We start from the raw sequence: 12,351 nt of genomic DNA, 5'->3' as shown, positions 1-12,351 counted from the left end.
ACAACCATCGTTGCAAAGCACAACATCCTGAACTGCCGATGATCGTACGAGTTCGGGCGCGATTCACAGTGTGGGACCGATCACGGAACGCAGTCCCTGGTTGAGACCGTCGTCAGAGTCGGGGTCGTCGGCCCACTCTTCGGGCAGATGCACCTCGTAGGGTGTACGACCCCATGCTGATCCGTCCCACCAGCGAACGAAAGTCACGATGTAGGAACTCAGATCGACCCTGGGGTGAGGGGCCCTGCGGTCAACCGCCAGTGCCCAGTCGGGGGCGTAGGCCCAAGGGTCGAAGTCGGTTTCGAACAGCTGGCTGGATTCATCCCCACCGAAGAGCAACGCCCGGTTGTCGTCAACTCGCACCAGAACGAACCAGTTCGACGAGCCGTCTTCATTGATCAGCCGATCTCCGGCCGACCACGGTGGGATCTCCGAACCCTTCACCTCGATCACCTGGGCGCCATCCCCCTGGCGATTCAAGAACGCGTGGCCCTCGGCGGCGACACGAGACCACAGCTCTTCGGCCTGAGGCAAAGCAAATTCCATGCGCAGCAACGTACTACGCTGCGCAGACACTCCATGAGATACGTCGGCATTCGCACTTCAGATCATGAGCGAACACCGGGCTTCTGCCTTCGATCCAGACGAAGAGCGTCCGGGTGAGAACTTACTCAATCCCCAAAGTTTCACAATCAGCGTGCACGGTAATGCCGCGGATAGCGCGGTTCGAATCGGCCAGACGGTCGGCCCCTGAAGATCGCTGGGGCCGACGGTCTTTGAGCTCCGAGCGGTGGGGCCGTGCCCCAGCCGCCGAACGTCCGACTCTGCCGATGAGCGAGCACGCTCAGATCAGCTGTCTACCTAACAGCCTCGCTCGGCGGGAAGTCGATGGGATTGGCGAATTCGCTGCCCCAGAGATCGATAGAGCCCTGGAACTGCGTGTCGGTGAAGTCCGCGACGGCGGTTATGGATGCGCGCTGGAAATTGACCGTGCCGGAGAACCTCGCGCCTCCGAAGTCGACCGGACCGCTGAATCTTGTCTCGCTGAAGTCGGTGACGACGCCGAACTTCGCTCCCGTGAAGTCGACCGCGCCGGAGAAGCGGGCGTGCTGGAAGGTGACCCAATCGAAGGTTGCGCCACTGAAGTCGACGTTGCTGTCGAACTCCGCGAGTACGAAACTGGGTGTCTCGTAGAAAGATGCGCGCGCGAAATCGACTGTGCCGCGGAACTTCACACCCTCGAAGTCAGCACTACCGAACACCGCACTGCGGAAGTCGGCGTCCTCGAGAGTTGCTCCGCGAAGGTCGAAGACGTGCGCAGACCAGTCGACTGCGTAGTCTGGCTGCAAACGTGTGGATATCGCCTGGGTGATCGTGCGGCGGGCGGCCTGATCGTCTTGGCGGTAGGTCCGAAGGTACCCGCACAGACTGTCGATGCAATCCTGGCGGCCTCGCCAATCCCATTCATCTGCCAGGTTGGCCAGCGCATGCACGCCCGCGATGCGGTCAGCGATGTCGTCGGCGCCGAGCTGAGAGGTAGCGGTGTCGAAGCGTTCGAGATGACTACGCTCGGCGCGGCCACGTCGAGGGCGGAGATCGAAGCCGAACATTCCGGCCACGATACCGTCGAGGATCTTCTACGGCTCCCGGTGCGACTTCCTTTGCTTAGCAGTTCTAAAGAGGCGGTGTCCTGTAATGGCTCCCCTTTAGGTCAAGTCCTGAGTGGGGTTTGAGGGTTAGCCTGTTTGGTGGGCCCGGGTTGTGGCTTGTCCGAAGGATCGAGTGCGGGTTGAAGCTCGGTCGCGCTGGAGGCAGTAGTCGTTCCCGATTGCCCTCCCGGGCCCGCCCATTCGCGACGTCGCTGGTCGGGTCGATGTGCTCAGAGCTCAGGCCAGGGGGAATCTACCGTGAGCAACGGTTAGTAAGAGCGTCCAATCCCGTTGCGGACCACTGCTAATCCGCCGATGCGGGTTGTGATGCCTGTTGGGGTGCGGCGGGCCGAGGCGAGCACGGTGGCTGGGTGGCCGAGGGTGTCGCCCTGCTCTACCTCGATTGCTAGCGACTGGGCTCCGGTGGTGTCGAGTAGGTGGGCCGCTAGGCAGCCGGTGCTGTTGGCGTTGGCGATGTCCTCGTCGACGCCGATCGCGGGGGCGAACATCCTTGCCACACAGGGTTGGTCGGCGACGGGCGGTGCGTAGACGAAGCAGCCGAGGAATCCGTATCGATGGCACGCCGCTGTCAGCCTGCCGAGGTGGGGGCGGACTCGGAGCAGTGCCGGGCGGTCGCGGACCGGGACCAGGATGCGTGGTGTGCCGGGGGTGGCGATCCGGGGCGCGGCGGTCGGATGCTGGTCGTCGGTGGTGAGCCCGAGCGCGGCGATGATCGCGGTGCGCTCGGGCGGTGACGGGTGGCGCAGTGCGACCAGGCCCTGGTCGAACCACACCTCGATGCCGGCGGGGCGGCGGATTGCGACGGTGTCGAAGGTGCGGCCGCCGGTGTGTTGGCGGTCGCGCAGCTCGCCCAGTGCGGTGCGGGTCAACCGAACCGCCTGCGCGGCAACGGTTCCGTGGCCGCAGCCGGAGAGTTCGGCGGTGGCGGTGAAGAACCGGACCGGGCGACCACCGTCCGGCGTCCGCTCTCGGCCGAGGAACGCGGCGTGCGAGGTGCCGACGGCGGCAGCGACCGCACGGCGCTCCGTGTCGGTGGCCGCCGGGTCGTCGTCGGTGACGGCCGTCGGGCTGCCACCTCGGCCGTCGCGCCGTACGCACGCGTCGACCACGGTGATATCCGGCCAGGACATCGGGGAGCGTTCTGCCTCAGTCGCCTTCGATGATGCGGAAGTCGCGTTGGAAGCCGGCGGGGAGGGCTGTCAGCGCCTTTTGGTAGGCCTCGCTCTCGTATGCCGCGACGGCCTTTTCGAAGTTGTCGAACTCGACCAGGACGACCTTTTGGGTGATTCCGGCCTCGTGGGCGACGACTCGACCGCCACGGGACAAGACGCGTCCGCCTGCGGCGTGGACGGCCGGACCGGCGAGCTTGTTGTAGTCGGTCAGGATCTCGGGGTCGGAGATTTCGGGGTAGACACTGATCCAGTAGCCCTTGGCCACGGCAACCTCCGCGTTCGGTTCAATCGTCATATGCGCAGGTTAGGGCCTAGCGGGTGGTCGAGGGAAAGAGCGGGGCGGGATAGGCTCAGAACGGATCGTTATCAATCGACGGGGAGGGCATGTGGCGCCGGATACGGTGAGCCTGCGGTACTTTCTGGTGCTGGCGCAGGAGTTGAACTTCACCCGCGCGGCCGCACGGATCGGTATCGCACAGCCCGCGCTCAGTGCCCGGATGCGCCGATTGGAGGCGGAACTCGGTACGCCCCTACTGATTCGGAATACCCGTAGCGTCGAATTGACCACGGCCGGTGCGGCTTTGGCGGAGTCCGCACCGCCCGCGCTGGCGGCGCTGGACCGAGCATGGGACACCGCGCGGAATGCGGGGGCCGGAGAACTCGGCACGCTGCGCATCGGATACAGCCTCAGTGCCGGGGCCGAGACGGCACCGGCACTGGTGGACAGGCTCATTCACAGCAGCCCGGGACTCGAGGTCGGCGCGGTACCGATGACGACACCCGAGATCTCCGCCGCGGTCGCGGACGGCCGCATCGATGCGGGGATCACTCGCGGCGAACAGCCGGGTCGTGGCGTGCGCCGATTCCTGCTGCGGCGGATGCGCGTCGGGGTCCAAATGGCACAGCATCATCCACTGGCCGAACACCCGGAGATCGATATCGCCGAGGCGGCCGCATATCCGCTGCGACTGCCCGACCGCGCGGCCAACCCGGCGGTCCACGATCAGCTGTCCGGCCTGTTCCGCGATATCCGGCCGCACCCCCGATTCGTCACGCCCGCAGTCTCTTTCGACATGTCGCAACGCGATCTACGCGACGGGCTCACCCTCGCGCCCTCCGGTGAGACCGCGATCGTGACCCAAACGAACGGTCTCACGTGGCGACCGTTGCGGGGCGCACCCGGCATGACCTTCCACCTGGTCCTCCCGCGCGTGCAGTCGCCACTACACCGCCGGATCCGCACCGTCGCCAAAACCCTGGCGCACGAACTGAACTGGCTCCCCGACTGACGAAAGCGCACCGCGAACCCGAACTGCGCTGCGGCGTTCCTGGGGGTCCCGTCCCCGGGGACGACTCCTCCTGGTTGAGCCGGGCCCGGGCCGCGAGGCTCGATGCCATGACAACACTTTCCATGGATACCGCCGATGCCGGACACAAGGCCGCCGACGCCATCGGGGTTGCCTGCCTCGCCGCCCTCTGACCAGCCTGGCCGCCGCGAATCGGGGTTGGCCCACCCGCCAAACCTATGTATCTTAGGAAACGAGCTACGGAACATAGGTTTGGCGGGTTGATCGCGGTGAAAGAGGAGAGATGGCAGTGAGATCCGAGCAGTTGCGGGTGCCTGGCGCGACGCTTTTCTACGAGGTGCGCGGGAGCGGGCCGCTGGTGGTGTTCATTCCGGGTGGGGGCGGGGATGCGGCGTCGGTGGATCCGATCGCCGAGGTGCTCGAGGATCGGTTCACGGTGGCGTCGTTCGATCCGCGGGGATATTCGCGCAGTGTGTTGGATGGGGCACAGGAGACGCAGCGGGTCGAGACGCAGAGTGATGATGTGTTTCGGCTGTTGAGCCATCTCACCGATGAGCCTGTCTTGATCGTCGGCGGGAGTTCTGGGGCGATTGTGGGGTTGGATCTGCTGGCCCGGCATCCGGATCGGGTGGCGCGGCTGGTGGCGCATGAGCCGCCGTGTTTTGCGGTGCTTCCCGATGCGGCTGAGCAGCGCGCCATGATCGAGGAGGTGCATACGCTCTTTCGGACCGAAGGCCTCGCGGCCGCGTCGGCGCGGTTCCTGGCCGGGATCGGCAATGCGATGAAGCCCTCCCCCGAGGTGTCCGAGTTGCCGCCGCGGACGGCGGAGATGTGGGCGCGTCTCATGGCGAACGGGCCGCTCATGATGGAGTACGAGCTGCGTGAATTCACTTCCTACATACCCGATTACGCTGGGTTGAGCGCCGTGGCGGACCGGCTGGTGCTGGCCGTCGGGCGTGAGACCCGGGGATGCCTGCCGTACCGGCCCGCGGTGGAGATCGCCGAGCGCATCGGTATCGAGGTGACCGAATTCCCGGGTGCGCACAATGGAATGCGTACCGAAGCAGCCGAATTCGCCGAGCAACTGGCCGAGACTTTCGCCGCTCACCTGCGGGTTTAACGTCTCGGCCGCTGTTAGCGTCAGCACATGATCACCGGTGCGCACACCATCCTCTACGCCAGCGACGCCGAGGCGGCACGGGCCTTCTTCCGTGACGTCCTCGGCCTGGCCCACGTCGACGCGAACGACGGGTGGCTGATCTTCAAATCGCCACCGGCGGAACTCGCCGTCCACCCCACCGACCCCGCCGACAGCGGCCGCGCCGAGCTGTACCTGATGTGCGACGACCTCGACGCGACCATGGCCGATCTCGTAACCAAGGGAGTCGAGTTCACCTCCGAGGTCGCCAATGCGGGCTGGGGCCTGCTCACCCACCTGCGGGTGCCCGGCGCCGGGGAGATCGGGCTGTACCAGCCCCGGCATGCCACGGCCTACGATCTGCCCTGAGCTTCATCCGGATTCGTTCCAGCCGTTCGCTTTTCGTGTAAGCCTGTACTGAGGCCCCGAAATACGGGACAGCAGGGAGAGGCTCACATGATTCTGGTGACGGGCGCGACCGGCAATGTCGGCGCCGAACTCGTGGCGGCGCTGGCGGACGGTGCGGAACCGGTGCGGGCGCTGGTACGCGATCCGACCAGGGCCACACTGCCCGCCGGAGTCGAGGCGGTAGCGGGCGATCTGGGCGCACCGGAATCCCTGGCGTCGGCCCTCGACGGCGTGCGGGCGCTGTTCCTGCTGCCCGGCTACCCCGGCATCGCGCAGGCCGCGGCCAAGGCGGGTGTCGAGCACATCGTGCAGCTGTCGGGTGTTTCCGCGGCCACCGGTGACACCGGCAATGCCGTCACCCGCTACATGATGGCCTCCGAACAGGAGGTCACCGAGTCCGGCGCGGCCTGGACCATCCTGCGCCCGTGCGCTTTCGACTCCAACGCGCTGCGCTGGCTACCGCAGCTCAATGCCGGGGACTCGGTGCGCGTCCCGTTCCCGACAGTGCGTACCGCGAATCTGGACGCCTTCGATCTGGCGGCGGTGGCGGCGCGAGCCTTCGCCGATCCCGCATTGCGCGGTGAAGTCCTCTGGCCCACCGGACCGGAATCGCTGCTACCCGCCGAGCAGATCGCGATTCTGGGCGAGGTCCTGGGCCGCGATCTCGAATGCGTGGGCCTCAGTGACGAGGAGGCGCGCGCCGACATGTTGAAGAACACGCCCGTCGAATACGTGAACGCCTTCTTCGATTTCTATGTCGACGGCGCCATCGACGAGTCCATCGTCCGGCCCACCGTGCAAGAGGTCACCGGACGCGCCCCGCGAACCTTCCGGCAGTGGGCCACGATTCACGCCGACGCCTTCCGCCAGGCGGGCACCGACAGGTAGGTCGCCGCGCGCAGCAGCCACTCGACCGGACCGTACGGATGCCGCCGCAGCCACCACATGCTCACCCGCAGCTGCACGAGATAGGTCGCGACCGCGATCACCACGACGAGTGCCGGCGGCACCCGATCGGCCAGGGCCAGACCGTAACCGGTGTAGATCAGCATCATCACCACCGACTGCCCGATGTAGTTCGACGCCGCCATGCGCCCCGCGGGCGCGAGCCACGACACCGGACCCGCCCACCGGAACCGGACCAGCCAGACGATGCCCGCCATGTAGCCGAGCGTCAGGAATGGATTGCTCAGCTCCTGCAACCCGAACCAGAACGTGGGCAGCACCGGGTGCACCGTCGAGAGGATCACGGTGCCGACGGAAATCGGCAGCCCCACACCGAAACCGACCAGCAGGGCGCGCGGCAGCCAGCGGCTGATCCATTCCGGGTCCTCGAACACACGCCGCTTGCCCGCCGCGAGGCCGACCAGGAACATCCCCAGTGCCGGAATGCCCTGACCAATCCATGTGAACAGCATGAACTTCGGTCCGAACGACAGCTGCGCGGCGAGGGTGTCACCGAAATTGCCGGTGAAGCCATCGTGCATGCGCTGCAAATCGAAGATCTCCCCGATTCCTGTCAGCCCGCCATTGCCGGGGATGAATGCCAGCGCGGCGAACGCGAAATACAGCACCAGCCCGGTGATGAACGCCGTCCGCGGCCGAATTCCGCGCAGCAGCACCAGGATCAGGCACAGTCCCGCGTACAGCGTGAGGATGTCGCCGAGCCACAACAGCAGCACATGGGCCAATCCGATGAGAAACAACGCCAGACACCGCCGCAGTAATCGCGGCACAGGCGCGGCACCGGTCCGTCGCGCCGCCGCGATCTGCAGGGTGAACGAATAGCCGAACAGGAACGCGAACAGCAGATAGAACTTCCCGAGGAACAGTCCGTCGATCAATCCGTACGCGAACCGGTCCACGGTGCCGTCGAACATCGGATGCGGATCCTTGCCCGCGCCGGGCGACGACCAGAGCATGGTCGCGACCACGGTATTGGTGACCAGAATCCCGAAGAGCGCGAAGCCGCGCAGGCTGTCGACGACGCCGATTCGTTGGCCTTGGACCGCACCGGACACCTGCGTATCGACCTGCTGGGACATGCTATCCACGCTAGGGCTGGCGCGTTGCCCGGCACATCCCTCGCGGACCCTGATTCCCATGCGACCTCAGCGGTATTGACAGCTGTCCACAGTCATCCCCTGGCCGGACTAGCGGCGCGCGAGCACCCGCTCGAGCACATCGGTCAGAACCTCGGCCGGGGTCCCGGGCAGTGTGGCTGTCCGCCAGGCGATCATCTGATCGGGACGCACCAACACTGCACCGGATGCATCAATGCCGACAGTGCGCAGCCACTCGGACTCGGCGGCCGGAATACGATGCACCGTCAGGTCGAGCGCGAGCGTCCGTCCCACCTTCCGCGCGGCGTCCGCCCAGCTCTGATCAGCGGTCAGCAGCGTGACACCCGAGACCAGGTCCAGCGTCGACACCCGTTCACCGTCCTGCTCGAGCCAGCGATGCGGCAGCCGGGAGCCCGGCGTGCCGTCGAGCACCAGCGAAACATCTTCGGTATCGGGCAGTTCCGGCTGCGCGCCGATCACCGCGGCCGAGTCGTACCGGTACCCGACGTGCACCAGCGGCGCGTTGAGCACACCGCCCGCCCGGCGCGCGGCCACGATCTCCGGACCGTTCTCCCAGTGCAATCGCGGATCCGGCCAGCGCAGCAACGCCTGCTCGAGCGTCATGGCCGCGACCGCGTGCCGCTCGACCTCATAGGTGTCCAGCAGCCCCGGACCGGCCCAACCCTGCTGCACGGCCGCGATTTTCCACGCCAGATTGTGGGCGTCGGCGAACCCGGTATTGAGGCCGAACGCACCCAGCGGCGACACCGCGTGCGCCGCATCGCCGACGAGGAACACGCGCCCGTCCCGGAACCGATCGGCCAGCAATCCCCTCGGCCGCCACGGCAGGACGCTCACGACCTCCACCTGCACGTCGGGATCACCGATCGCCGCGCGAATCAGGTCGACGCAGCGCTCCTCGGTGAATTCCTCGACTCCGTCGGTGCCCGGGACGTGCAAGATCCACTCCTTGGCGGCGTCGACGGTCACGAGCATCCCGCGCACCGCCGGATTCTCGATATTGCAGGTCACGAACCGCCGCCCCCGCAGGTACGGGGTCAGATCGGCACGGAACAACAGACTCATATTGGTGTCGCCGAGCGGTCCCGGGCCGCTCGTGCCGATGCCCAGGGCCGTGCGGATATCGCTGCGCACGCCATCGGCCGCGATCAGGTAGTCCGCATGCACGACCTCGCCGTCCGAGAGCACCGCGCGCACCCCGGATTCGTCCTGGGTGAACGACTCCAGCCGCGTCGAATACCGCACCACCGCACCGCGTTCCCGCGCGGCGGGCAACACCACACTGTCCAGCAGATGCTGCGGGCACGGGCCGCGCAGAATGCCAGGACTCGTGTCATCCTGCGCGGCCGGGACCGCGGGCGCGGGTCCTTGCATCGACTCGAAATCCATATCGGCGAGGCTGGTCGCACGCACCTTGCCGACCATCCCGGTCAGATCGATGCTCAGCGCGTACACCGCGTCCTGCAGCCCCTCCGCACGCAGCATCTCCGTGGTCCGCCGCCCCACGCCGGTGGCGCGCGGATGCGGCGAGGGGCCGTCGAGCTGGTCCACCACCAGCGGTGCCACGCCCTTGCCCGTGAGGAACAGGGCGGCGGCCAAGCCGACCGAGCCGCCACCCGCGATCAGCACCGGAATCTTGTTCTCTGCCATCACAATCCCCTTATGGATACACCGTAGCCGTTCTGGATACACCGTAACCACAGTGTTAGGGTGAGCGCAACGGAAGGAGAAGCGCGATGACGGAGGACACGCCGCAATTGGTGTGGAGCAAGGAGCGGCGCGATCCGGCGCGGCGCGCGCCGAGCATCGATCGCATCGTCGGCACCGCGCTCGCCATCGCCGATGCCGAGGGCCTCGAGGCGGTGTCCATGCGCCGGGTGGCGAGCGAGCTTGCCTCCGGTACCGCCTCGCTCTACCGATACGTCGCCAATCGCGACGAACTGCTGGACCTGATGATCGATGCGGCACAAGGCGAATCGGAGCAGCCGACCTTGTCGGGCGACGGCCGGGCCGACCTCGCCGCCGTCGCCCGTCAGATGCGCGACATGCTGCTGCGGCACCGCTGGCTGGGACCCGAGCTCGCGGGCCGACCCGCGCTCGGCCCGAACGCTTTGCGCCGCTTCGATATCGCCATGGCCGCCGGAATCGAGCTCACCGCGGACATCAGCCTGGCCGCGCAACTGATCGACACCGTGTCGGCCTATGTCTTCGGCGCGGTCAACCAGGAGCTGGCCGAACTGCGGGCCCAACGACGCACCGGGCTCACCGAGGAGCAATGGCGGGCCAGTGTCGCCCCGTATATGCAGGAGGTCATCGCCAGCGGCGAGTACCCCCATCTCACCCGGCGGATGCGCGAGGCGGAGGACCCGACGGCAACGCAGAGTTTCGAATTCGGCCTGGCGTGCGTGCTCGAGGGTGTCAGTCGAGCCGCGCGCCCGCCTCGGTAACCCGGCGCAGCAGTTCCTCGAATCGGCCGTCCTGTTCGGCCACGGCAGCGGCGGCGGTCAGGTACTCCTCGGTCCAGACGTCGAGTTCCAGGAACTTGTTCAACTGCTCCGGGGGCATGGCGGCGGCGATGGGAATCAGCTCGGCCCAGGCGTTCTCGCGCGCGGCGGAGGTCACGATGTAGGCGAGCACGTCGGCGTCCATCCCGGCCGTCACCTCGGCCACCCGCACCAGGGTCTCGTCGCCGAGCAGGGCCAGGACGGTGAGCGCCTCGGTGAACAGGTCCTTTTCGTATCCGGCGCGCAGGACATCCCGGATGCGGTCGTCTTCCAGATTCGCCAGCACGAACTCGAAACGGTCCGCCACCGTGTCGAGTTCGGCATTGAACGCGACCATCAGCAGGTCCTCACCCGATTCGATATAGGGCAGTACCGCCAGCAGTTGCGCGTCCGAGGTCGCCACGATGAACCGGGCCAAGGTCACATAGTCCTTGCGGCGCAACAATTCCCGCAGTACCGGCACCAGTACGTCGGTGTCGAAGCGCTGGACGATCGGCGTGGCGGCGTCGGGATCGACATAAGCCGAGACATCGGCGAGGAACTCGACCGGTACATGCCCGATCAGGTCCACGGCCCGATCCGGGCTGAGCGAGCTGGCCACCATGCCGCACAGCATGGGCCCGAAGAACCGGGTCGCGATGGTGACCGCGAGACTGTTCGGAATCATGCCGCTGACCCACGCCAATCGCTCGAACATGGGCCGATACGGCGCGTCCAGCGCCCGATACATGCCGCGCCGCAAGCGCCGCAGCGCGACCGGATCACTGTCGAGCAGAAAGTCCAGATCCTCGGGCGTGATGTGTAATTCGCGAGCCAGCTTCACCACTTCGGCACGGGATGCCAGACTCGTCATGCGTCACCTCAGGTAAAGAGCACGCGGCGCGCCATCCGCCGCAATAATGGCGGCACCAGGGTGAGTCCGTTGTCGATGGCCGCGCTCAATTCCCGCTCGCGCCGATCGCGCGCCCTTTCGAAGGCCGCGCACAGCACCGCGTACCGCCCCTCGTCGAGCTCCCCCAGTGCTTCGATATCCGCGCGCGGAACCCGACTGATCCCCGACAGTCGATCCAATTCCGACACATCGCCCAGCCTATCCGAATTGCTTTGGGCGCATCGATCTTTCAGCCGCGAAGCAGATCGATGACCTTGGTCTCGGAGAGCTCGCCGTGCCCGGCGGCGACCAGGCGCTCGAAAATCTCCAGCGCGGTGTGCCCCAGCGCCGCCGGGGTGCCGACCGCATCGGAGAGTTCGACGCCGATGCGGGTGTCCTTCAGGCGAAGTGCCGCCGTGAAGGCGATATCGCGATCATGGCTGCCCGCCAGCATCTCCCGGCACATGCGGATCACCGTCGGACTCGCCGCGCCGCCGCGCGACAGTGTGGCGCCCACCGTCGCCGGATCGAGTCCGGCCAGCTCGGCGGTGCGCAATGCCTCGGCGGTGGCGGCGATCTGGATCGACCCCAGCAGGTTCTGGATCAGCTTGTAGCTGGTGCCCGCACCGACGTCCCCGAAATGGACGATGTCGGTGCACAACGGTTCGAGCAGCGGACGGGCCTCCTCGAGATGGGCGGTATCGGCCCCCACGAACAGGATCAACTCGCCGGCCGCCGCGGCGTCCGGCAGTCCGGTCACGGGCGAATCCAGATACCGAAGACCGTGTGCCGTCGCCTGTTTCGCCAATTCCAGCACCCACGGCCGGGAGATGGTCGAGAACTCGACTGCGAACGCGTTGGCCGTGTACTCCCCCGCCAGCGCCCCGTCCTCGCCGAGCCAGGCCGCCCGCGACGCATCGTCATCGGCCACCATCGCGAAGATCGCCTCCGCGCCTCGCACGGCTTCACGCGGCGTCGCCGCGAACGTCGCTCCCGCCGTCACCAGTTCGCCAGCCTTCTCCGGCGACCGGTTGAACACCGTCACCTCATGCCCCGCGGCAACCAGCCGCCCGGCCATCCCCGCACCCATCCGCCCCAGCCCCAGAAACGCAATCGTCGCCACGCGCGAACCATACAGAGACCGGTTCCGTCCGGCTAAGTGGATTTCGGGATCGGATCCGATCCCGGGTGGGGGAA

14 protein-coding genes are annotated in these 12,351 nt (G+C 66.8%); 5 read left to right on the top strand and 9 right to left on the bottom strand.

Annotation, left to right across the window (positions count from 1 at the left end; genetic code table 11):
* Positions 1-63 precede the first annotated feature (63 nt).
* The 4 genes from ON43_RS16275 to ON43_RS16260 all read right to left on the bottom strand — a co-directional run bounded on the left by ON43_RS16275 (position 64) and on the right by ON43_RS16260 (position 3,137).
* Entirely contained in the window at positions 64-546 is a 483-nt protein-coding gene (locus ON43_RS16275) for a hypothetical protein (RefSeq protein ID WP_157514065.1), read from the bottom strand.
* 311 nt (positions 547-857) lie between these two features.
* Positions 858-1,610: a pentapeptide repeat-containing protein gene (locus ON43_RS16270; protein ID WP_051178511.1), complete on the bottom strand. Its 753-nt coding sequence runs from the start codon at positions 1,608-1,610 to the stop codon at positions 858-860.
* A gap of 308 nt (positions 1,611-1,918) precedes the next feature.
* On the bottom strand, positions 1,919-2,800 hold the full coding sequence (locus ON43_RS16265) for a PhzF family phenazine biosynthesis protein (RefSeq protein WP_040808310.1): 882 nt from the start codon (positions 2,798-2,800) through the stop codon (positions 1,919-1,921).
* A gap of 16 nt (positions 2,801-2,816) precedes the next feature.
* Entirely contained in the window at positions 2,817-3,137 is a 321-nt protein-coding gene (locus tag ON43_RS16260) for a DUF1330 domain-containing protein (RefSeq protein ID WP_245568619.1), read from the bottom strand.
* Positions 3,138-3,228: 91 nt separating this feature from the next.
* Between ON43_RS16260 and ON43_RS16255 the strand changes: the two genes are divergently transcribed.
* From ON43_RS16255 to ON43_RS16240, 4 genes are all read left to right on the top strand, one after another.
* On the top strand, positions 3,229-4,131 hold the full coding sequence (locus ON43_RS16255) for a LysR family transcriptional regulator (protein ID WP_040808309.1): 903 nt from the start codon (positions 3,229-3,231) through the stop codon (positions 4,129-4,131).
* A gap of 301 nt (positions 4,132-4,432) precedes the next feature.
* Positions 4,433-5,269, top strand: coding sequence for an alpha/beta fold hydrolase (locus ON43_RS16250; protein WP_040808307.1), 837 nt, complete (start codon positions 4,433-4,435; stop codon positions 5,267-5,269).
* Between the two features lie 27 nt (positions 5,270-5,296).
* Positions 5,297-5,656: a VOC family protein gene (locus ON43_RS16245; RefSeq protein ID WP_040808306.1), complete on the top strand. Its 360-nt coding sequence runs from the start codon at positions 5,297-5,299 to the stop codon at positions 5,654-5,656.
* Between the two features lie 87 nt (positions 5,657-5,743).
* Complete coding sequence (locus tag ON43_RS16240) at positions 5,744-6,583, top strand: NAD(P)H-binding protein (protein ID WP_040808305.1); 840 nt, start codon at positions 5,744-5,746, stop codon at positions 6,581-6,583.
* On the opposite strand, the gene ON43_RS16235 is transcribed toward ON43_RS16240, so the two are convergent.
* Complete coding sequence (locus tag ON43_RS16235; protein ID WP_040808303.1) at positions 6,544-7,740, bottom strand: DUF418 domain-containing protein; 1,197 nt, start codon at positions 7,738-7,740, stop codon at positions 6,544-6,546. The genes ON43_RS16240 and ON43_RS16235 overlap by 40 nt on opposite strands.
* A gap of 108 nt (positions 7,741-7,848) precedes the next feature.
* Entirely contained in the window at positions 7,849-9,429 is a 1,581-nt protein-coding gene (locus ON43_RS16230) for an FAD-dependent monooxygenase (RefSeq protein WP_040808302.1), read from the bottom strand.
* Positions 9,430-9,515: 86 nt separating this feature from the next.
* Between ON43_RS16230 and ON43_RS16225 the strand changes: the two genes are divergently transcribed.
* The gene (locus ON43_RS16225; protein WP_040808301.1) at positions 9,516-10,226 is read left to right on the top strand and encodes a TetR/AcrR family transcriptional regulator C-terminal domain-containing protein; all 711 of its coding nucleotides are present in this window, start codon (positions 9,516-9,518) and stop codon (positions 10,224-10,226) included.
* Here the strand turns inward: ON43_RS16225 and ON43_RS16220 are convergent.
* The 3 genes from ON43_RS16220 to ON43_RS16210 are packed head-to-tail and all read right to left on the bottom strand — an operon-like array spanning position 10,198 to position 12,277.
* Positions 10,198-11,136 carry a hypothetical protein gene (locus ON43_RS16220; RefSeq protein ID WP_157514064.1) on the bottom strand — a complete coding sequence of 313 codons (939 nt, stop codon included), beginning with the start codon at positions 11,134-11,136 and terminating at the stop codon, positions 10,198-10,200. The two genes, ON43_RS16225 and ON43_RS16220, sit on opposite strands and share 29 nt — an antisense overlap.
* A gap of 8 nt (positions 11,137-11,144) precedes the next feature.
* Positions 11,145-11,363 (bottom strand): hypothetical protein, encoded by a 219-nt coding sequence (locus tag ON43_RS16215; RefSeq protein WP_040808299.1) that lies wholly within the window; start codon positions 11,361-11,363, stop codon positions 11,145-11,147.
* Between the two features lie 41 nt (positions 11,364-11,404).
* Positions 11,405-12,277 (bottom strand): NAD(P)-dependent oxidoreductase, encoded by an 873-nt coding sequence (locus ON43_RS16210; RefSeq protein WP_040808298.1) that lies wholly within the window; start codon positions 12,275-12,277, stop codon positions 11,405-11,407.
* Positions 12,278-12,351 lie beyond the last annotated feature (74 nt).

Origin of the sequence: Nocardia concava NBRC 100430 (assembly GCF_000308815.1) — a bacterium.
Classification (GTDB): Bacteria; Actinomycetota; Actinomycetes; order Mycobacteriales; family Mycobacteriaceae; genus Nocardia; species Nocardia concava.
Note: the sequence above shows the minus strand (reverse complement) of the source record. Positions and strands in the feature narration are given on the sequence as shown.